This is a genomic window from Haliscomenobacter sp., from assembly GCF_033763495.1.
Lineage (GTDB): Bacteria > Bacteroidota > Bacteroidia > Chitinophagales > Saprospiraceae > Haliscomenobacter.
The window spans coordinates 1-22411 of the sequence record NZ_JANRKL010000241.1; the positions used below are offsets into that span (position 1 = coordinate 1).

The following is a 22411-nucleotide window of genomic DNA, read 5'->3' on the forward strand; positions in this document are numbered from 1 at the left end:
TTTCAAAAAACATGATTTTTTTGATGGTGGTGAGCGTAGCCGACGCAGGGTGCAACCGGGGGCTATTGCGGGCGTTACTTCGCGCCACCCCGACACTATGTACCAACCCACCGTCACCGTTTTCACCCAAAAAACAGACAATCAAATCATCATCAAGGTAATGGACAATGGCAACGGCATACCCGAAGCCATTCGCGACAAGATCTTCCAACCTTTTTTCACCACCAAACCCACTGGGCAAGGCACCGGATTGGGCTTGAGTTTGGCCTATGATATCGTAACCAAAGGACATGGTGGCACTTTTAAAATCGAAAGTACTGAAGGAATCGGCTCCGAGTTTTCCATCATTTTACCATTCCAGGTACAATCGTAAAAAGAACAAAATGAGAATAGTAACCCTTACGTGTTTTTTGTGTCTGGTGGGCAACCTATGCATTGTAGCTCAGCCACAAGGGTTTTCGAAAACTTTATTGGATAGTTTGGAGAAAAAATTAGCCACGCTGCCTAATGACACCAATCGAGTTAAAACTTTAACCGAAGTAGCCGTAATCTACTCCAATACGAATGTGGGAAAATCCTTACTCCTTGGAGAAGAAGCCCTCACACTCACCCGAAAACTCAATTATACCAAGGGCTTTCGAAAAATATTGGGCCCCTTATCTTTTCAATACAGCATAAGTGGTCAATGGGCAAAAGGTTTAGAATTGGCTTTGGAAGGAAAAGAAAGATATAAAGACGACCTGATTGAGCTTGGTAACTATGTAAATATGGCACAATTGGCCTATGAAAAGCAAGGTGATTATAAAAGGTGTTTTGAAGAATGTCAAGAAAACATTAGGATGTTCAATGCTCATCCGGAAATAGCGTTCAACCCCGTTGACAAATGGGCGACCTATATGACGGCTTCTCAAATGTTCAGCAAGGAACAACAGGCTGATTCTGCTTTAATTTATGCCTTTAAATGCCTAGGCTACGGCCAGTCTATACCATTTAATACAAGACATTTTGTGGGGTATGCCCATAATGCCATTGGCCTTGGATATTTGACCCAAAATAAACCTGATTCAGCAATTGCCCATTTACACATAATGCGTTTAGCTATGGCTGAAATAAACAATGAATTTGCGTTGCAGGAAACGCAAATATACCTGGCAAGGGCCATGCAAAAAAAGGGTGCTCTCGACTCCATGTATTATTACGCTAAAATCGCTTATGATGGTGCTACTAAAATGGGTAATGATATAAATGAAATGAATGCAGCTTTGATTTTGTCGGAGTATTTTGAAAAAAGCAATCCAGGCAAGTCTTTGTTTTATTTAAAAAGGCACAATGCAATCAAAGAGAAACTATTTACTCAAGACCAAACGAATAAGCGGTATTTTTTGGAAAGTGAACAGCGAAACAAGCTGGCTGAATTAGAAAAAAAAGAGATAAATACGAAAAATAGAATTCGTCAAAATGCTCTTTTAGGCGGGTTGTTCACCTTTATACTCCTGGCAGGAGTTTTGATTTTTACAAATCGGCGTAAAAAAACGCTAAATGATACCTTGCAACAACAAAAATTGCAAATCGAAAATCAGAATCAAGATTTGATCAATTCGGGGCTGGAACTAGCCCTGAAAAATCGAGATTTAGAAACTACTTTGGCGGATCTACGTACCACCCAGGCTCAACTCATCCAATCCGAAAAACTCGCCTCCCTCGGCGAGCTCACTGCTGGCATCGCCCACGAAATCCAGAACCCGCTCAATTTCGTCAACAACTTCGCCGAAGTCAGTGCGGAGATGCTGGACGAGATGCACGAAGAACTGGAAAAAGGGGATACGACTGAAGCCATCGCTATTGCTACTGATTTAAAAATAAACCTGGAAAAAATCAACCACCACGGCCAACGCGCCTCTTCCATCGTCAAAGGGATGTTAGAGCACTCGCGAGCCAGTTCAGGAGTAAAAGAACCCACCGACCTCAATGCGCTGGTGGATGAATTTCTGCGCTTGACTTACCATGGCTTGCGGGCGAAGGACAGTAGTTTTAATGCCACCATCGAGACGCATTTTGATCCGGATTTACCACTGGTATACGTCATTCCGCAGGACATTGGGCGGGTGTTTTTGAATTTGATCAACAATGCATTTTATGCGGTGCAGCAACGCGCCATCACCGTAGGGGCACCCCTCGTGGGTGCCCTGCGTGATAGGGACACCCGCGAGGGGTGCCCCTACGAGCCCACCGTCACCATTTCCACCCAAAAAACAGACAATCAAATCATCATAAAGGTCCAAGACAATGGCAACGGCATCCCCGAAGCCATCCGTGACAAAATTTTTCAACCGTTTTTCACCACCAAACCTACTGGGCAAGGCACCGGACTTGGACTTAGTTTGGCCTATGACATTGTGACCAAAGGGCATGGTGGCGAGCTGAAAGTGGAAAATTCACCCGATCAAGGAGCAATTTTCACAATTTGTTTACCCATTGCCCAGTGAAGTAGTTTACAGCCCCTTTAATTTTATAATGCATTAATCATCTGTTTATGAAATATTTATATGCCCTGTTTTTGATGTTTGTTTTTTCCTGGGTGTCCACAGCTCAGAACCAGTCTGTATTCTATGTTACCACAATTCCAGTTAAGGATTACGAGGGTTGCAAATTCAAATTTTCGGCATTAGTCCGTATCGAATCGAAGGACACTTTCACCAGGGCGCAACTTTGGTTAAGGGTAGATAAGCCCTCTGGCAGGGGCTTTTTTGAAGATATGTCTGAGCGCCCCATTCGCACGCCAGAATGGAAGACCTACAGCATCGAAGGAACCATAGATTCCACGGGCACTCGAATGTTTTTGGGGTTTTTAGCTTTTTATGGGGGTAGGATTTTCTTTGATAATTTTCAGCTGGATGTTGAAATAAAGAATGGAACCTGGAAAACCATATATAAAAATGACTTTGAAACTGAAATGGGTTTAAGACGAACTAGAGGGATGAGCCGAATCGGCCTGGATACCCTTTACAAAGCCGAGATAATAGGCGCAACGCCCAATAAATTTTTAAAAATTGAAGCGCCCGATGCCATTGAATTTTACCAGAAAAACTTGGCTGCGCTAAAAGATGATACCTTTAAAGTAAATGCACATTATTTAATGGCTGGTTTATACACCGACAAAAACGACCGAGAAAAAGCCCTACAATTTTATGAAAAAGGTTTAAATCTAGCCTACAAAATAGGATTTGAACGGGGCCAATTGCGTTATTTTTATGCCCTTGGAAATATGTACGAAAACCGCATCCCAAAAAATTACGACAAAGCCGCTGAGTTTTACAAAAAAGGCCTGGAGCATAGTCAAAAAATAAACTCAAGGAAAGATGTTGGGGCCTTTGCTGATCTACTAATTTCGCTTTATGAGGTTACGGGAAATTTATCCGAAGGAATAAAATACATTTATATTGAATTAAAAGAATACGAATCGCTCCAAGATAAACCGAAAATAGCCGAAAGCCATATGAACCTGGCTTACTTTACTGGAATTCAAAAAAACTATGTTAAAGCCTTGGAGCACTATCGTTTTGCACTAAACATTCTAGAAAAATTAAATGATAAAAATCAAATAGCGCAATGCCATTTGACTATGGGTGGAATTTACCCCGAGTTAGGTCTCTTGGATTCCGCACAAACAAGCCTTAACAGGTCCGTGAGCCTTTTTACAGAATTGGAAGGAAAAGCCTACTACTGGGGTTTGCCATTGTCCTACTTATATATGGCAAAGGTTCAGATGAAAAGAGCTGAATTAAGTACCGCGAGAAAAGAAACCTCCAAGGCTCCTACCCATCTAAAAGAAGCCTTAAAGTATTATTTTAAATCCCAAGAACTTTATCGCACACAATTCTCCACAATCGTGGCCGACCGAATGAACATACAAATCGGAATTGCCCACTTTAAACTAAACAACCCCGTACTTGCCGACTCTTTTTTAACCCTGGGGGCCAAAGCTTTGGAGAGAGCTGTTTACAGCAATATGCTGGAATACATTGAAGATAGGCGCGATGCCCATCTCTACCTCTCACGCGTCGACAGTATCCGTGGCAATTAGAAAGACGCCCATGCGCATTACCAACAATACATCGCTGCACGCGACCAGCTCTACAATGAAGAAAACACCAAAAAAACCACTACCTACCAATTGCAATACGAATTCGACCTCAAAGAAGCCGCCCAAAAAGCCGAACAAGAAAAGAAGGAATTGGCCTTGCAAAAAGAATTGGAATTAAAAGCCCTCAATTTTGAATACGAAAAAAAGCAGGCCGCGGCAAAAAGTGAAAAAGAGAAACAACAATTGAGATTCGAACAACAACTGAAGCGGCAAGAGATCGAAGCCGCTTATGCCCGAAAAACAGCACAAATAGAGGCCGAACAAAAACGGAAAGAAGCCCTAGCCAAACTGGAACAGGAAAAAAGAGACGCCCTGAATGCATCAGCCCTGGCGCTTTCACAAGCAGAAGTGCAGCGCCAAAGCTCGCAGCGCAACTTTTTTATCACTGCATTTGCCCTACTGGCTATTTTGCTGGGTTTTATTGGTTATGCCTTCAACCAAAAACAAAAGGCCAACAAACTTTTGCAGGAACAAAAAGCAGAAATTGACCAAAAGAGCACCCAGTTGGAGCAATCCCTGACTGAGCTCAAAGCCACCCAAAACCAACTCATCCAATCCGAAAAACTCGCCTCACTCGGTGAACTCACTGCTGGCATCGCCCACGAAATCCAGAACCCACTCAACTTCGTCAACAACTTCGCCGAAGTCAGCGCTGAAATGCTGGACGAGTTGAAAGAAGAACTGGAAAAAGGGGATATAGAAGAAGTAAAAGCCATTGCCGAAGACTTGCAGGTGAACCTCGGCAAAATCAACCACCACGGCGGTCGAGCTTCTTCCATCGTCAAAGGGATGTTGGAGCACTCGCGGACCAGCACAGGCGTAAAAGAACCCACCAACCTCAATGCCTTGGCCGATGAATTTCTGCGTTTGGCTTATCACGGCTTGCGGGCGAAGGACAGTAGTTTCAACGCCACAATGGAGATGCATTTTGATCCTGATTTACCGCTGGTCTCCGTCATTCCACAGGACATTGGGCGGGTGCTGCTCAATTTGATCAACAATGCATTTTATGCGGTACAAGAAAAAGCCAGACAAGGAATTGAAGGTTTCGCGCCAATGGTATCTATCAGCACCAAGAAAATGGATAATGCCATTGAAATAAGGGTTAAAGACAATGGCAACGGCATCCCCGAAGCCATTCGTGAGAAAATCTTCCAGCCCTTTTTAACCACCAAGCCGACGGGGCAGGGTACGGGCTTGGGATTGAGTTTGGCGTATGATATTGTGACCAAGGGGCATGGTGGGATTTTAGAGGTTAACAGCACGGAGGGACTCGGAACTGAATTCGTCATTCGTTTAGTGTAGACTTGTAAACAGCAACAACATTTTGTACTTTTAGGGTCAAATATTTGGATAATGCTCAAAATTCCATACGGAGAAAGTGATTTTACAAAGTTGAGGGTAGAAGATTATTTCTATCAGGATCGTACGCATTTCATTGAGAAATTGGAGCAATGGAATTCTAATTATCCAGTTTTTCTGCGCCCTCGCCGTTTTGGTAAAAGTTTGTTTATTAGTATGCTGCACCATTATTATGGTCTAGAGTTTCAGGCTGACTTTCAAACCCTTTTTGGCGGCTTATACATTGGTGAGCACCCCAGCCCGCATGCGAACAGTTATTTTGTGCTCAGTTTTGAGTTCAGTCGAATCGATACCAGTAGCCAGGAAAGCACCTATACTGGTTTTTTAAGAAATGTCGTCTCGGGAGCCCGGCGCTTTTTTGGTGCCTATAGTTCATACTATACTGAAGAACAAAAAAAAAGCATTGAGTTTGAAAAAAGCCCGGAGGCTGTAATCAATGCCATTTTTGATTTTACAGAACAAAACAAAATTCCCTACAAAATTTACCTCCTCATTGACGAATACGACCATTTCGCTAATGAATTGTTGTCCTTTGATCTAAATCGCTTCAAAGAGAATGTGAGCCGCAATGGCTTTGTGCGCAAGTTTTACGAAAGCCTCAAAACAGCTACTCGCGATGGCATTGTTGATCGAATATTCATCACTGGCGTTTCCCCCATTACTCTGGATTCCTTGACCAGTGGTTTCAACATCAGCGACAACATCAGCCTCAACCCTATTTTCCACAACATGATGGGGTTTACCCATGAGGAGGTCAAAGCACTTTTGGGAAAAGCAGCAATTCCTCAAGAGAAAATACCTGATATGATGCACGATCTGCAAGATTGGTACAATGGGTATCGTTTTACGAATCAAGTCAATATTCGTCTCTTCAATCCAGATATGGTGCTTTATTTTTTGAAAGAGTATGGCATCATGGGGTATTATCCTGAAGTGATGCTGGATACCAATGTAATTTCGGATTATCGCAAAGTGCGCAACATCTTCAAAATAGGTGGCGCTGAAGAAGCAAAATTCGAGCTATTGGAGAACTTAGTGGAAAAAGGACACATTGATTTTCCCCTCACCCGCCTTTACAATCTGGAAGCTGAATTTACCCAAGATGATTTTTTAAGCCTGCTTTTTTACATGGGTATGCTCAGTTTCAAGGAATTGGCGGATATCGGTTGGCGTTTTGAAATCCCCAACTACGTTATCAAAAAACTATATTTTGAATACTTTACCGCAATCTTCCTGGACAAAACCAAATTCGCGAAAACAAAAAGACCCATTGCCCAAACCATTTCAGCCCTGATCAGCCAGGGCAATCCTGAGCCTTTTTTCAAAATAGTAGAATACGTTCTGGCCGAAAATCACTCCAACCGTGATGAACTGAGCTACGGCGAAAAACACCTGCAAACCCTAATGATCGGCTTGTTGTTCCCCTACGAATCGTATTTCATCCACAGCGAATACGAAGCCCGCAAGGGTTATCCCGATATCTACCTCGAAAAAATGCCCAACCGCCCGGTCAAATACGACATTGTCCTAGAGTTGAAATACGTCAAAAAATCTGCCCAACATACCTTAGAAAAAGTAACCCAGCAAGCCGCACAGCAATTGAATGAATACATGACCAGCGAACGTTTTTCTCGCCCGGATGTACGTGGATTTTATGTCGTTTTCCTGGGTGGGGAGGTGTACCAATGGAAAGAATGGTCGTAGAGGTAACCCTTTGTAGTTGCCGATAACCCGATTTAAAGAACCATTGCCTTTCCTCCATTTCATTCGGAGGCCATTTCCTACCATTCGGATGATCAAACGCTCCATTGGGAAAGTCTTTTTGTATTCATGCACCGCTTTGGCTATATTTAGAAAAGCTTTTAAAAAATGGCGTTGGCATGAGACTTTTAAAAAATTATTCCATGATATTTTCAACCTTTATCTTCCTTCTTTTTGCTGCCCCTCTATGCGCTCAACAACGGCAACTATCCGTCAAAGATAGCCTGGTAAATGCGCTAAGATACGCAGAATCGGATAGAACAAGGGTTGACATTTATGCAAAATTAGCGGACTTTAGAATCGGAGATTGGTCTCAAGTTTTGGAATTCGCTCAAAAAGGGCACGCTTTAGCCCAAAAAATCGGTTATAAAAAAGGGCAGATGGAGTGCGATGTTTTTATGGCTTTCCGGTTGGTACACATCGATGTATTTAAGTCAATTACCCTTTTATTGGAAGCCAAACAATGGAGTGAGGAGAACGGGGAAACGAAGATGCTGATTACCTCATTAACTTACCTAGGATATGCTTACAATAGTATAGATTTTAAAAAATCCATAACCTACTACAAAGAAGCATGGCGTCTCATGATCCTACACAAGTTAGATGACGAATCTTCTTGGCCTATTTATGCGCCTATTGGGTATGCCTACAAAGATGCTGGTATTTTAGATACGGCGATGCTATTTTTAAGAAAAGGCTACGAACTGTCGTTTAATGGAAAAGCAGCCATTAAACCCAACAGCTATTACAGGCACTTTGCCGAAATTTTTTATAGACAAAATAAGCGCGATTCGGCACTGTACTATTTGTATCGTTCTCTTGCTGAAGGGCAGCTACATACAGGAGAGGTCTATTATTATTTGGCGCGTATCAAAAAGGATTTCAATCAATTGGATTCAGCAAAATATTATGCTAAAGCAGCTTTAGCCGAACAAATCGCTGCAAACCGAAATGAGTATATTATTCTTTCTGCCAATTTTTTGTACGGCCTTTATAAAAATACGGATTCAATACAAGCCTTAAGGTATCGATTGATTGCCTTTGAAGCAAAAGATAAATTTTTTCCGCAAGAAAAAGCGCGTGAAGTAGAGCGTTTTGCCTTTGAAGAACGAGAGCGAGCAGCGGAAGCCCAACGACGAGTCGAAGCCATTCAAGCCAGGAATAGATTTAATATCCTGTTAGTGATTTTGGTAGGAATAGCCTTGCTGACTAGCATTTTATACCGCAACAATCGCCAAAAACAAACGGCAAATGCACTCTTACAATCAAAGAACAAAGAAGTTCAACAAACGCTTTCTCAACTCCAATCCACCCAAGCCCAACTCATCCAATCCGAAAAACTCGCCTCCCTCGGCGAACTCACCGCTGGCATCGCCCACGAAATCCAAAACCCGCTCAACTTCGTCAACAACTTCGCCGAAGTCAGCGCTGAAATGCTGGACGAGTTGAAAGAAGAACTGGAAAAAGGGGATATAGAAGAAGTAAAAGCTATTGCCGAAGACTTACAGGTCAACCTCGGCAAAATCAACCACCACGGCGGTCGAGCCTCCTCCATCGTCAAAGGGATGCTCGAACATTCGCGGACCAGTACAGGTGTAAAAGAACTTACCAACCTCAATGCGCTGGCCGATGAATTTCTGCGTTTGGCTTATCACGGATTGCGGGCGAAGGACAGTAGTTTCAACGCCACAATGGAGATGCATTTTGATCCTGATTTACCGCTGGTCTCCGTCATTCCACAGGACATTGGGCGGGTGCTGCTCAATTTGATCAACAATGCATTTTATGCGGTCCAAGAAAAAGCCAGACAAGGAATTGAAGGTTTCGCGCCAACGGTATCTATCAGCACCAAGAAAATGAATAATGCCATTGAAATAAGGGTAAAAGACAACGGCAACGGCATCCCCGAAGCCATCCGGGACAAAATTTTCCAACCCTTTTTCACCACCAAACCAACCGGACAGGGCACAGGATTAGGATTAAGCCTGACTTACGACATCATCACCAAAGGGCATGGAGGAAAACTACATCTTGAATCCACTGAAAACCAAGGCAGCACTTTTACCATTGAGCTGCCATTAATAAACCCTAAAAATTAAGGGCTATGAACATCTTAGTTGTAGACGATGAAAAGGACATCCGTACCCTTTTTGAACAAAAATTCCGCAAAGAAATCCGGGATAAAGTCTTCAATTTTAAATTTGCCCATTCTGGCGAAGAAGCGCTGGGGCTATTGGAAGACAGCAAGATTGTACTTATCCTTTCGGATATCAACATGCCAGGCATGAGTGGGCTGGAATTGTTGCGCAGGGTACGAGGTATTTTTCCGGCAGCTCCACCCAAAGTATTCATGATTACTGCTTATGGAGACAAAGACAATCGGGAAAGGGCAAACAAGCTGGGGGCCGACGACTTCCTCAACAAACCGATTGATTTCACCTCGCTGAGAGAAAAAATAGCTGAGGAACAAACAGAATGAGGGGAGTGTAGCTAGCGTTCAACCCAACGCCTAAACTCTCCGGCTTTTTCCCGGCTTACGGTCACCTCTTCACCGGGTGACACCTTTAATTTTAATTTCAACTTTCCCCAATCGTCACTACGAAAGCCTTCCAAGGCATTTAGGGCAACTAAATATTGGCGATTGGCGCGAAAGAACTGGGTTGGGTCCAACAATTCTGCCACCTCGTCCAGTGAACGGTAGTCGCTGAGGTATTTTTTGCCATCGGTGCTCAGGAGATAGATGTATTCCTCTTTGCCAAAACACACGATGTCTTCAACCGGAATCAGGATCATACTGCGCCCTTGGTGCACCGAGAACCGGGTTTTGTATTTTTTATTTTGCTGCGCGAAATTGGCAAAGAGCTCCTGCATTTGGCTGAGGTAAGAGGTGTTTTTGAACTTGTCCTGTAGCAGGTGAAATTTGTCCAAGGCAGCTTTTAAATCCTCTTTTTCAATGGGCTTGAGCAAATAATCCACGCTGTTGAGCTTGAAGGCCCGGATGGCGTATTCATTGTAGGCGGTAGTGAAAATAATGGGGCAATCGAGTGGCCGATGGGCAAAAACATCCAGGCTAATGCCGTCAGCCAATTGAATATCAGCCAGTACCAAATCAGGGCTGGGGTGGGTATCCAACCATTCCTGGGCTTCCCGCACACTGGCGATAGGCCCTGTAATGCTGGCGGCAGGTTCAATTTCCTGTACCAGGTTCAGAAGACTTATCGCCACCAGGGGTTCATCTTCCAGCATCAATATGTTCAAGGCTTTGGGCATCAAAGTAGTGGAATTTGTACTTTAAAAAATAGATCACCATCCAGAATCTGAACTGGTTTTTCACTCAAAAACTGATACAATTGCTGCAACTGGGCCAAACCTTGGCCATTGGAGGATTCGATTTGGCGGCGAATCTGTTTGTTGTTTTTTACTTCCAAATAGCCTTTTTGACAAACAATACTGATGTACAATGGGCGGTCGTTTTGGACGATGTTGTGTTTCAGGGCATTGTCGATCAACAGCTGCAAAGTGACCATCACAATCCCCTGGTCTCTGGCTGATTCGACAATGTCTATTTCAATTTGTAATGCTTCTCCATAACGAATGTTCAGAAGGGAAATGTAATGCGCGATGAAATCGAGTTCGGTTTGTATGCTCACTACCTCGTTTTCTTTGTGTTCCAATACATAACGGTACACTTTGGCCAAATGGCGAATAAAACGGGAAGCCAATTTGGGGTCTTGTTGTACCAAACCATCCAAAGAGGTTAGGGTATTGAACAAAAAATGGGGGTTGATTTGATTGCGTAAATTGTGGTATTGCATCAAGGTTTTTTCGCGTTCCGCCTGCAAAGCCTGCAATTCGTACGCTGTTTTTTCCTCCTGGCTCATTTTGAGCTTTTTTAAAAAATCAAAGGTGAAAAAGATAAAATTCAATAAGGCGATCATAACTACAGCCAATGCCCCGAGTACCAGCAAAAACTCACGATTAGCATACGTTGGAAAATAGCCGTGAAACAGCTGGATCATCACCAAAAAAATGGTCGAAATCCCGGTAGTGGAAACCAATACGGGAACCAAAATTCGCACAAAAGGACGTTTGTCCAAAGAAAAACGAAGTTCCAACTTGCGGTTCACCCAAATGATCAATTCCCAGATACCTAGGATGATGAAAAATTGAAGAACGAACATCAATACATAAAAATACCAGGGCAAGCCTATCAAAATTCTGGAGCGAACATAGGTGCCAAACAAACAAAACAGCCCAATAAAGAGATAAGTCCAATACCGCCGTTTCATTCTGTGACAATTTGCCCATCACTCATCACAATGATCCGATCGCTACCCGCCGCAAAATCCTGATCGTGAGTGACGGTAATGATGGTTTGGTGATTTTGTCTGGCTAATTCCTGAAAAATCTCAAATACGCGTTGGGAGTTCACTTTATCCAGGTTCCCGGTAGGTTCATCGCCCATGATGATTGCGGGGTCGTTGATGAGTGCGCGGGCGATCGCCACTCGTTGTTGCTGCCCACCGGAGAGTTTGGAGGCCATTTTATGGGCAAATCCATCCATTTCCACCATGCGTAATTTGTCAATTGCGCGTTGTTCAATTTCGGCGTAGCTGTATTTGCCCAGTTTCAAGGCGGGCATCATCACATTGCGCAGGGCAGTAAATTCGGGCAAAAGAAAGTGAAACTGGAAGACAAAGCCCAGGTTTTCATTGCGAAAACGTGCCAATTGATTCTGCGACCAGCCATTGAGTCTTTCCCCTTTGATGTTGAGCGTTCCTTCATAATCGGTATCCATCGTACTGAGGATGTACAACAAGGTCGACTTGCCACAACCCGACTTCCCCACGATGGACAGGAATTCACCTTGCTCCACGCTGATGTCCACGCCCTTGAGCACTTGCACGGTTTCAGGCTCGTGAAAGTATTTGGTGATTTGTTTGGCTTGTAGTATCGGCATGGTGTTATCCTCTGATGATCTGTACGGGGTCTACCTTGGCAGCCTTCAAAGAAGGGAAAAAACCAGCCAGAACGGTGGTGATTACGCCAAAGCAAAAGCCCATGATGTAATGTTGTGGATTAAAATTGACGGGCATGGTGGCAATCCGCACTACGCTGCCGCCCGGAAAGGGGGTATGCGACAAGGCCACACAAAAACCATAGCCCAGCAATAGGCCAATGATCCCACCCAACAAACCAATGATGGCCGATTGCCACAAAAAAATGCCCACAATCTGGTGGCTTTCAAAACCCGTAGCTTTCAGAATGGCAATGTCCTTGAGTTTGTTGATGATGTTCATGTTCATGATGTTGTAGATGCCAAACCCGGCCACCAACAACAGGGTAAACGAAATGATCCCAGTCATGGCAAAACGGATGCTCTCCCCAGCCAGCAGTGGTGCGTTGGCTGTAGACCAGTCTTCGGCATGTACCCCAAAACGTTTGCTGATGGTTGCGGCCATGGCTTTAGCTTGGTTGTTGTCATACATTTTGATGTGTAGGTCGGTGATAAAACTCGGGTCGCGTTGCATCACTTTTTGTACCGTAGCCAGGGTGGCGTAGGCTCGGGCATTGTCAAAATCAGCCAGCCCGTAGGAAAAAATCCCCACTACGCGCAACATCAGGATACTGCCTTCAGAGGTGGTGATGCTCAAGCGGTCACCAATGCCTACGTTCATTTTATTGGCCAAACCATAACCCAAAATCACCCCATCGTTGATGCCCAACAAGTCAATCAGTTCCCCAGCGTCCATTTTGCGGGCCAGGGTAAACAATTCCCCCTGCTTTTTGACATCAATGCCTTGCAAGGATCCGGTGATTCGAATGGGGCCATTGTTGAAAAAAACCTGGGTGGCTACCTGCGGCGCTACTCCTTTTACTTCGGGCATGGCTTCCAGGGATTGTGCGAGCATGATGGCGTTGCGCAATTTAGGTACAACGTTTTTAGGGCGTTGGTGGTGGACCACATATAGATTGCCTGTGGTATCCGGGGCGGCTTTGGCGATGATGGTGTTTTTTTCGATTTCTAGAGGGTTGTAAATGCGAATATCCGGGGCTTCCTCCATGGCCAGATTTTTGGTAAAATCGTTTACCCCGGTCATAAAGCTGATCATCACCAAAAACATCGAGATGCCAAAGGTTACCCCCAACATGGCCACAACGGTCTGTTTGCGCTTGGTCAGCAAGTGCGTCAGGGCAATTTCCAAAGTGAGGCTGCGCTTCATTATTTGAGTATCAATTGAGAATTTTCAGTCAAACCACTTTTCACCTGCACCCGCTGGGCATCTTCCACGCCGCGTTGAATCTTCACTTTGCGTTTTTCCTTTCCTTCCATGACCCAAACACTATCGCCGGGTAGGAGCAAAGATTTTGGAATTACCAGCGCATTTTCTGCTTCCCGAATCACAATATTGGCTTCTACATTGAGGCCGTAGAGTTGTTGCGGCAAAGTGTCCAGCAAAGTAGCATCAACCCGGATGGATTGCTCCACCCGGTTGAGCATAGGATATATTCGGGTGATTTCTGCCTGAAAAATTTGGTCGGCGAAGGCATCCATGGTGAGCAATACCTTTTGCCCCATTTGGATTTTTCCCAAATCTGTTTCGTCGATCATTAGCTTGGCAATCAAGGTTTTGCTGCCAATGATGGCTAGCGGCTGATTGGGATAAACCATATCGCCAGGATACTTGAGCACTTCATAAACCATTCCTTCGCCAAAACTTTTCAATTGGGTATTTTGCTGCGAGGTGTTGGCGATGCGCATCTGGTTTTCCGCTTGCTGCGTCTGGAGTGCTGCATTGAGGTTGACCTGGCGGATTTGTTGCTGCAAGGCCTGGACCTCGCGCTGGCTGGATTCGTATTGCAATTGAGCCTGTTCAAATTCGCGTTTGGAAATGGCTTCCGACTCCCATAGCCTGCTGAACCGCTGATATTGCAGACTATCAAAACGCAGTTTGGCTTGAGCGTTTTGCAGGCGATTCCGCAGCTCGCGCAATTGAGGCGCGGCATCGTTGGTCAGGGGTAGGGTTTTGTTGAGCAATTGTTGGGCTGCACTCACGTTGGCTGTCAAATTGGAATTGCTCAATGAAAACAGCAGGCTACCCGCTTTGACCACGTCTCCGGCTTTGATGCGTACTGAAGTGATGATGCCATCGGATACACTCATCACCCGGTATTCGGATTCGGGCACCAGGGTGCCGGAGGCATAAACGGCTTCGGTCAATTTGGCGATTTCGGGCTGAGCAAGCTGTGGTTTTTCTTTGCCACAACTCCACAGGAGAAGACCTATACTCAATATGAAAAAAGACAATTTCATTGCAATGGTTTTAAGCGATGTTACAAAATAAGGGATTTTGGACGGGGAAATGCAAATGAAATGCAGGGAAGCGGCGGAAATGGCACTTGAAGTGAATCCTGCGTTGATTTTGCGGCTATACCCATATTTCTATCGACTTCGGCACCAAAAAAGCCCAAAAAATTCTAGCTTTATCCCAACAGTATGAAAAAACCAAATTGCATGAAGCCATTATTTAGCCTTCTTTTACTACTGAGCGGCCTGGGCCTTTTTGCCCAAACCACGCCTGCTCTCTCTAAAGATAAAACCCAAATCATCAAACGCCTCGATGAGTTGTCTGGCAGCTATACCCAGGTCGCCATGAAAATCTGGGACTGGGCAGAATTGGGGTACCAGGAAACCAAAAGCTCCCAACTCCTGCAAGAACAGCTGAAGAGTGCCGGGTTTGAAGTCAAAGCCGGAGTAGCCGATATGCCTACCGCCTTTGTGGCCAGCTTTGGCTCGGGCAAACCCGTCATCGGCATCCTTGGCGAATTCGATGCCTTGCCAGGGGTATCCCAAGCCGCCGTGCCTACCCGTCAAGAACGCCCGGAGGTGAAATCTGGTCACGCCTGTGGGCACCACTTATTTGGCGCAGGTTCAGCAGCAGCCGTGGTGGCAGTCAAAGAATGGCTGCAAAAAAGTGGCAAATCGGGGACCATCCGTTTTTACGGCACTCCTGCCGAAGAAGGTGGGGGCGGCAAGGTGTACATGGTGCGTGCAGGTTTGTTCGACGATGCAGATGCAGTTATCCACTGGCACCCGGCGAGTGAAAACAGTGCCCGGGCCAGCTCTTCTTTGGCCAATATCTCTGCCAAGTTCCGCTTTTACGGCCAGGCTTCCCACGCTGCCATGGCCCCCGATCGGGGTCGTTCTGCTCTGGATGGGGTAGAATCAATGAACTACATGGTCAACATGATGCGCGAGCACATTCCCGAGGATACCCGCATCCACTACGTGATCACCCGTGGTGGCGATGCACCCAACGTGGTTCCAGCCTTCGCCGAAGTGTACTATTACGCCCGCCACCCGGATGCAAAAACGACTCAGGAAATTTTTGACCGGATCGTCAAAGCTGCCGAAGGTGCTGCACTGGGCACAGGCACCCGCATGGAATTTGAACACATCAACGGGGTATACAACCTCATGCCCAATGAAACCCTGGCCCGCCTCATGCACAACAACCTTACCGCAGTTGGAGGCGTGATCTACAATGCCGAAGAGCGCCAGTTTGCTGAAAAAATCTTCCCTACGCTCAACTTGCCCGATGTAAAAATCGAATCGGCTGCCAGTGTTTCTCCTTTTGAACAAAAAGAGGAACGCAACAGTGGCTCCACCGATGTGGGCGACATCAGCTGGGTGGTGCCTACCGTGGGTATGGGTGCAGCTACTTGGGTACCTGGCACTTCTGCGCACAGCTGGCAGGCAGTGGCAGCAGGAGGTACCGGGATTGGTGCAAAAGGGATGATGGTGGCGGCCAAAACGATGGCCCTGACGGCGATCGACCTGTTCAATGCGCCAGAAACTTGTATCAAGGCCAAGGCGGAATTGAAGGAACGCACCGGGAAGGATTTTAAATACCAATGTTTGATCGGAACGCGGAAACCACCGCTGGATTATCGGAAATAATTGCCATAAGGGCGGCTCTATGTGGCCGCCCCAAATCACCAACCACGAACCCTTAGCTGGTACAAGTCTCCAGACTTGTACCAACATTTTCGCGTCTCCAGACGCATGAGCAACGCGAAAATACTGGGAAAACACACGTCAGAGATGTGTTGATAATGGTACAAGTCTGGAGACTTGTACCAGCGTCAGCGCCTAAAGTTAGACCTGATCGGCCCTGCCCTCGCGGGTGCCCTAAACCAACAAACTATGAAACCATTCTATATTTTTTCCCTCCTCTTCATCAGTTCCAGCGCCTGGAGCCAATCCTTCAGCGCTGCTGAAATTGCCGCCTGGAAAGCCCAGGCCCAAGGCATTACCATCACCCGCGACAAGTGGGACATCCCGCACGTTTCGGGCAAAACCGACGCCGATGCCATCTTCGGTATGCTTTACGTGCAGTGTGAAGACGACTTCATGCGGGTTGAAGACAATTACATCACCAACATGGGGCGTATGTCCGAAGTGGAAGGCGAGGCTTATTTGTATCAAGACTTACGGGCGCGCCTGTTTTTGGATACCAATCGGGTCAAAGCCATCTACCAGACCTGCCCAGGCTGGATGAAAAAACTCTTACACGCCTTTGCCGATGGCTGTAATTATTACCTCTATACCCACCCGGAGGTAAAGCCCCGTTTGATCAAACGTTTTGAACCCTGGATGCCGCTGATGTTCAGCGAAGGCAGTATTGGAGGAAACATCAGTGCAATTTCGGTGGAGCGCTTGAAGAATTTTTACACCAAAAATCATTCTACCTCCTGGCGGTTCAAGGATTGGCAGGAAAAAGAATGGGAACCCGTCGGCTCCAATGGTTTTGCCATTGCACCAGGCAAAAGTGCTTCCGGGCATGCCCTTTTGCTCATCAATCCGCACACCACTTTTTATTTCCGCAGCGAGCTACATATTCGTAGTGAGGAAGGATTGAACGTCTATGGGGCGGTAACTTGGGGCCAGTTTTTTATCTACCAGGGCTTTAATGAAAACTGTGGTTGGATGCATACCTCCAGCGCCGCCGATGTGCTGGATGAATACCTCGAAACGATAGAATGGAAAGATGGGAAACCCTTTTACCAGCACGGAGGCACCCTCAAACCTGTGCGGGTAGAAAAAATAAAATTGTGGTACAAGGACGGCAATGCGCTCAAACAAAAGGAGTTTGACACTTACCACACCCACCACGGCCCCGTCATTTCCGAAAAGGATGGCAAGTGGATCAGCATCAGCATGATGAATGAGCCTTACAAGGCCCTGGCGCAATCTTTCCTGCGCACCAAGGCCAAGGGCTACAAACAATACAACAAGGCCATGGACTGGCGGGGCAATGCCTCCAACAATACCGTTTTTGCCGACAGCAAAGGCAATATCGCTTATTGGCACGGCAATTTTATGCCTAAACGCAACCCCAGTTTTGATTGGGAAAAACCCGTAGATGGCAGCAATCCTTTGACCGATTGGCAAGGCCTTCACCCGGTTAAAGAAACGGTTCAACTGCTGAACCCAGGCACGGGCTGGTTGCAAAACTGCAACTCCACACCATATACCGCTGCTGCCGCGCAAAGCCCGGACCCCAAAAAGTATCCCAGTTACATGGCGCCTGATCCTGAAAACTACCGAGGGATTCACGCCGTCCGGGTACTCAAAGATGCCAGTGGGTTTACCCTGGATAAGCTGATTGAAACGGCATACGAACCTCAGCTACCTGGTTTTGAGCCCATCATCCCGGCTTTGATTAAGGCCTATGATGAGTATACCGACAAAAATCCCCGGCTTACTGAAGCCATCAATGTACTCCGGCAATGGAATTACAAATATAGCCTGGAATCCCAGGCAACCACTTTGGCCATGTATTGGGGGGAAAAAATGCTGACCTATACCCGCTATCATTTGCCCGAAGACGAACCCAACGATGCCCTGAGTTTGACGGAACACATCATCAAGCGCAGTACCTCTGAGGAAAAAATCAAACAGTTCAACCTGGTACTGGACGAATTGACCCGCGACTTCGGCAGCTGGAAAATTGCCTGGGGTGAGATCAATCGTTTTCAACGCCTGACCGGCAAAATCCGCGAAACTTTTGATGATCAAAAGCCTAGTTTGCCGGTTGCCTTTACTTCTTCGCATTGGGGCTCACTGGCTGCTTTTGGTGCACGAACCTATCCTGGGACAAAAAGGCGCTATGGCAGTGTGGGCAATAGTTTTGTGGCAGTGGTGGAATTTGGGCCACGGATTAAAGCTAAGTCCATTGTTACCGGTGGGCAAAGCAGCAACCCCAATTCACCACATTTCTTAGATCAAGCCAAAATGTACAGCGAGGGTAAGTTTAAGGACGTGCTTTTTTACCCTGAGGAGTACCAAAAAGGAGCCAATCGGACGTACCTGCCAGGAAAATAAATTGGCTTAGTAGTGAGGCAAAAATAAGTGTTCATTTTTTTTAGGCCACAGGATTAGCTGAGACACTTGAAATGAACCGTTTACTCATCTAATTCTGTGGCAAAATGAACACTTATTTTTTTATCGCCCTTACCTCCTCCGCAACAAATACACTTTGAACAATACTGCTGTCTCCGCAGTGGTATTGTTCAAAGAATGGGGGATACTCCCGTCAAAAAAAAGGGTATCGCCGTGGTGGAGTTCGAGGATGTTGTCACCTAAACCATATTTGACTGAGCCCTGCACCACGTGAATCAATTCCATACTATCATTTGAAAGTGGACGGCGATAAGTGCCTCCCGGAATTGAAATGATGGAAACTTGCAGGTTGGTTTCAGCAAGACCCGTACTCAGGATATTTTCGTACAAAAGCCCTTGTGAATCCTCCCGTTCTTCTTTTTCACCCTGGCCTTTGCGTACCAAAATGTAATTGGACTCTCCATTGTTGCCCACCAGGTCGACCAACTCAGCCAGAGGGACATTCAGTGCCATCGAAATGTTGTGCAAAACCGGAAGGGAGGGTAGGGTGCGGAAATTTTCGATGCGGGAAAGTAGCCCGGCAGTGATGTCACTTTTGTCAGCTACCTCTTGTAGGTTCATGCCACGCTCCTTGCGCAGTTGTCGGATTTTGCGTCCCACTTTACCTAGTTCAACGTTTCTCATTGTGTTTTGGGTTAGATGCCTTTCCTCAGGAAGCAGATCAATCCAGGAATAACCATTTGATTCCCAGGCGGAATCCACTACTTGGTGGCATTGGATAGAAGGAAGTTTGATAAAACAAATAATTATTGGGGTAAATAAATCGCGTAATGTTTTCCAATTTAAAAAAAGCTCGAAACTTAGTTACCTGGAAAGCAGCAAATACATCTGCTGCCGGATAGAAATCCACGCTGCGCTTATCTTGCAATTGGAATTGACCAATCAGCGGCATGTAATAATCTGCCCGATAAGCTGCCTGGTACCGCACATCAACCCCAATTCGAGCATTCAAGACCTGGAACAATTTACCCTCAAAGTACAAGGAATGTTTACCAAAATATTGTGGCAAACGCACGATGTCTTCTGAAGATTGTTGCAGTATAGCTTGATTATCAAGATGAATACGCCAAAATACAAAATTTTTCTTTACAAAAAATTGTAAAACACTCACCGGTTTTCCGGATTGCTGCGCATAGCCAGTAGTATCAAAGTATATCAAATTGTTAATCAAATGGTAAGCTGCGCCAACTTCTACCTGAAAACGCTCAATGTTGAGTGTCGCTTCCAGATTGGTTTCCAGTGTTTTTTTGAAATCATTGTTCCAAATGCGTTGTTGCGTTACCCAAAATTCGCGCTGTATCAGGCTGGGGCTGTACAATTGATTGCTTGCTTTGCCTTCCAAATGCCCCAATTTGCCCAATTTAAAATCCATCTCTCCACTGGCCTGATAATCACCGATATTGCCCAGCAGCCCTAGTTTGGCATTCAAGCGCAAATCTAGCAAGGGGATCGGTTGTAAATCCCAGCGCCCGGTAGCAAATACTTCATTGAGGCTGGAATCTTTACCTTCCAACTCAATTCGGTGGTAAGCATGGACTAAACCTAACTCCAAAAGGCCATTTTCCTGGCGCACTCTACCACGCAAAGGCCCCTGGCTACGGTAAGTTATTAGGCGAAACTGGTTTTCTATTTTTTGGTGCCCAACAAAATTGCGGATTCCCCGTGGATCAGTATTAAAGTTGCGGTAGTAGGTATCCAGCAGCGTGAGGTCATCGTCGCTGTAGCGCGAAAAAATTTTTTGAAAACTCACACTGTGTGCTACCTGATAAATCTGTTTGCCGGCGACGGCCACCAGCGGTAAACTATCCTGATTACTGGTATCCCGCTTACCCAGGCGATTCAATTGGAAATACTGGGTGAACTGTGCCTCCTCGTGTTGATAACGAGAGCGCCCTGACTCCAGAAAAACCTCTGCTTGAGCTGGGGTGGCCAAATTGCCTTTCAGGGTAAGGGTATCCCTAACCAGACCGCCATTTTCCAGCCGCTCAAGTTTGTTGTTGACCAGGGTGAGATAGGCATTGTAGCGACCACTCTGGCCTTTGAACCAAAAGTTGAGGCCGAGTGTCGTATTGCGCAAGGATTGCTGCGTAAATAGGGTAGTGGTGCCGCGCTGTGAAAGCCGCTGATAATCGATGGATGCATTAAAACCTTTCCCAAAATTGCGCGAAAATTGCAGGGTGAAAAAACTGTTGTTCTGATCCCCCAATTGATTGTAGCCAACATTGGTAAAGGCCGATTCGTGCCGATAAAAAGGAATGTCATCCGCCGATTTTAAATACAGATCGTACTGGTGCCAGCCAAGGTGAAAACCCCGACGCAAGGTAGGCTGATACACTATCGGTTGTGCAGCGGAACCCGATATCCCCAGATGCATGTAATCCCATTGGCGCTGCCGGGCAGGGTCGTGCTGGTATACGTAATCATGCAGCAGGGTGTCCGCAAAGTTTTTTTCCTGAAAGGGATTTTTGGCAAAAAACCGATAAACCCCAAAAGTATCCCGCTTGACTTCCTCTTGGATGGAATCTTGTGCCGATTGCCCTGGCCTTTGTACGTTCAAACCATTGTTGGTTCCAAAACCACCCGGACCCTGGGTTGGAAACTGAGCCATCAGCATGGCAGTGCCGGAAAGGAAAAGGAGCGTGGTGAGAAGTTTTAGCACAAAAAAGGAATTATGAAAGATGAAAGATGAAAGATAAGAGATGAGATGAAAGATGAAAGATGAAAGATGAAAGATGCTACCGCAGCGTTTTTTACAAAGACCTTGTCCATGTCCCTGCGGTAGCATCTTTCATCTTTCATCTTTCATCTCTTTTGTCTCATCTTTCATCTTTCATCTCTTATCTTTTACAAGCCAAGTATCGCCGGGTTCATCCCCATCGAGGAGAATCCACCATCGTGGTAAAGGTTTTGCATGGTGACCATCTTGGTGAGGTCGGAGAACATGGCGATGCAATAATCCGCGCAGGCATCAGCAGAAGCATTGCCCAGTGGAGACATCTTGTCGGCATAGTCAAAAAAATCACCAAACCCTTTAACGCCCGAACCAGCCGTGGTTTTGGTAGGGGATTGGGAGATTGTATTGACTCGTACATGTTTTTTCATCGCCCAGTGGTAGCCAAAGCTGCGCGCAAAAGATTCGAGCAGGGCCTTCGATTCAGCCATTTCACTGTAATCGGGGAAAGTGCGCTGTGCTGCGATATAGGACAAACCCACAATAGAACCCCAATCGTTCATGGCGTCCAATTTATAAAGGGTTTGCATCATGCGGTGGAAAGAAATCGCCGAAATGTCGAAGGATTTTTGCATCCACTCGTAGTTGAGGTCGGTATAGTCCTTCTTTTTGCGCACGTTGAGCGACATACCAATAGAGTGAAGCACAAAATCGAGTGGCCCACCCAATATTTCTACCGATTTGCCAAACAGATTTTCCAAATCATTCATATCCGTAGCGTCTGCTGGGATGATTTGAGCATTCGTTTTTTCTGCGAGCTGATTGATCTCGCCCATCCGCATGGCTACTGGTGCATTGGTCAGTACAATCGTTGCCCCTTCCTCTACACAGCGCTCGGCTATTTTCCAGGCAATTGAGTTTTCATCAAGGGCGCCAGAAATGACGCCGCGTTTCCCTTGCAATAAGTTGTTCGCCATTGGTTGTTTTTTTAACATTTATGTCTTAG

The 22411-nt window shown here is 45.9% G+C and carries 17 protein-coding genes; 9 read left to right on the forward strand and 8 right to left on the reverse strand.

Translation table 11 applies throughout. From position 1 onward, the window contains the following. From SFV55_RS28695 to SFV55_RS28725, 7 genes are all read left to right on the forward strand, one after another. On the forward strand, nucleotides 1-373 hold a 373-nt coding region (locus tag SFV55_RS28695), incomplete at its 5' end, for a HAMP domain-containing sensor histidine kinase (protein ID WP_320033036.1). 10 nt (nucleotides 374-383) lie between these two features. Then, complete coding sequence (locus SFV55_RS28700) at nucleotides 384-2486, forward strand: sensor histidine kinase (RefSeq protein WP_320033037.1); 2103 nt, start codon at nucleotides 384-386, stop codon at nucleotides 2484-2486. Between the two features lie 47 nt (nucleotides 2487-2533). Beyond that, nucleotides 2534-4084: a tetratricopeptide repeat protein gene (locus SFV55_RS28705; protein WP_320033038.1), complete on the forward strand. Its 1551-nt coding sequence runs from the start codon at nucleotides 2534-2536 to the stop codon at nucleotides 4082-4084. Nucleotides 4085-4174: 90 nt separating this feature from the next. Continuing rightward, nucleotides 4175-5449: a sensor histidine kinase gene (locus tag SFV55_RS28710; RefSeq protein ID WP_320033039.1), complete on the forward strand. Its 1275-nt coding sequence runs from the start codon at nucleotides 4175-4177 to the stop codon at nucleotides 5447-5449. 51 nt (nucleotides 5450-5500) lie between these two features. Beyond that, on the forward strand, nucleotides 5501-7210 hold the full coding sequence (locus SFV55_RS28715) for an AAA family ATPase (RefSeq protein WP_320033040.1): 1710 nt from the start codon (nucleotides 5501-5503) through the stop codon (nucleotides 7208-7210). A gap of 104 nt (nucleotides 7211-7314) precedes the next feature. Beyond that, a complete protein-coding gene (locus SFV55_RS28720) occupies nucleotides 7315-9366 on the forward strand; it encodes a sensor histidine kinase (RefSeq protein ID WP_320033041.1) in 2052 nt (683 codons plus the stop codon). A gap of 5 nt (nucleotides 9367-9371) precedes the next feature. Next, on the forward strand, nucleotides 9372-9746 hold the full coding sequence (locus SFV55_RS28725; protein ID WP_320033042.1) for a response regulator: 375 nt from the start codon (nucleotides 9372-9374) through the stop codon (nucleotides 9744-9746). A gap of 11 nt (nucleotides 9747-9757) precedes the next feature. Here SFV55_RS28725 and SFV55_RS28730 read toward each other — a convergent pair whose 3' ends face one another. Genes SFV55_RS28730 through SFV55_RS28750 form a run of 5 tightly spaced genes read right to left on the reverse strand, consistent with a single transcriptional unit; the run spans nucleotide 9758 to nucleotide 14582 of the window. After that, nucleotides 9758-10537, reverse strand: a complete 780-nt coding sequence (locus tag SFV55_RS28730) for a LytTR family DNA-binding domain-containing protein (RefSeq protein WP_320033043.1) — start codon at nucleotides 10535-10537, stop codon at nucleotides 9758-9760. Continuing rightward, nucleotides 10537-11556 carry a histidine kinase gene (locus SFV55_RS28735; protein ID WP_320033044.1) on the reverse strand — a complete coding sequence of 340 codons (1020 nt, stop codon included), beginning with the start codon at nucleotides 11554-11556 and terminating at the stop codon, nucleotides 10537-10539. The genes SFV55_RS28730 and SFV55_RS28735 overlap by 1 nt, the downstream gene beginning before the upstream one ends. Further along, nucleotides 11553-12227 carry an ABC transporter ATP-binding protein gene (locus SFV55_RS28740; RefSeq protein ID WP_320033045.1) on the reverse strand — a complete coding sequence of 225 codons (675 nt, stop codon included), beginning with the start codon at nucleotides 12225-12227 and terminating at the stop codon, nucleotides 11553-11555. Before SFV55_RS28740 ends, SFV55_RS28735 begins: the two co-directional genes overlap by 4 nt. 4 nt (nucleotides 12228-12231) lie before the next feature. After that, entirely contained in the window at nucleotides 12232-13491 is a 1260-nt protein-coding gene (locus tag SFV55_RS28745; protein ID WP_320033046.1) for an ABC transporter permease, read from the reverse strand. Continuing rightward, nucleotides 13491-14582 carry an efflux RND transporter periplasmic adaptor subunit gene (locus tag SFV55_RS28750; protein ID WP_320033047.1) on the reverse strand — a complete coding sequence of 364 codons (1092 nt, stop codon included), beginning with the start codon at nucleotides 14580-14582 and terminating at the stop codon, nucleotides 13491-13493. The genes SFV55_RS28745 and SFV55_RS28750 overlap by 1 nt, the downstream gene beginning before the upstream one ends. Before the next feature lie 201 nt (nucleotides 14583-14783). On the opposite strand from SFV55_RS28750, the gene SFV55_RS28755 reads away from it, so the two are divergent. Together SFV55_RS28755 and SFV55_RS28760 are read left to right on the forward strand one after the other, a co-directional pair. After that, entirely contained in the window at nucleotides 14784-16229 is a 1446-nt protein-coding gene (locus tag SFV55_RS28755; protein ID WP_320033048.1) for an amidohydrolase, read from the forward strand. Nucleotides 16230-16475: 246 nt separating this feature from the next. Continuing rightward, nucleotides 16476-18656: a penicillin acylase family protein gene (locus tag SFV55_RS28760; RefSeq protein WP_320033049.1), complete on the forward strand. Its 2181-nt coding sequence runs from the start codon at nucleotides 16476-16478 to the stop codon at nucleotides 18654-18656. Nucleotides 18657-18785: 129 nt separating this feature from the next. Here SFV55_RS28760 and SFV55_RS28765 read toward each other — a convergent pair whose 3' ends face one another. The 3 genes from SFV55_RS28765 to SFV55_RS28775 all read right to left on the reverse strand — a co-directional run bounded on the left by SFV55_RS28765 (nucleotide 18786) and on the right by SFV55_RS28775 (nucleotide 22382). Continuing rightward, nucleotides 18786-19358 (reverse strand): XRE family transcriptional regulator, encoded by a 573-nt coding sequence (locus SFV55_RS28765; protein WP_320033050.1) that lies wholly within the window; start codon nucleotides 19356-19358, stop codon nucleotides 18786-18788. 37 nt (nucleotides 19359-19395) lie between these two features. Beyond that, nucleotides 19396-21393, reverse strand: a complete 1998-nt coding sequence (locus SFV55_RS28770; protein ID WP_320033051.1) for a putative porin — start codon at nucleotides 21391-21393, stop codon at nucleotides 19396-19398. A gap of 185 nt (nucleotides 21394-21578) precedes the next feature. Further along, the gene (locus SFV55_RS28775) at nucleotides 21579-22382 is read right to left on the reverse strand and encodes an enoyl-ACP reductase (protein ID WP_320033052.1); all 804 of its coding nucleotides are present in this window, start codon (nucleotides 22380-22382) and stop codon (nucleotides 21579-21581) included. Between the last annotated feature and the right edge of the window lie 29 nt (nucleotides 22383-22411).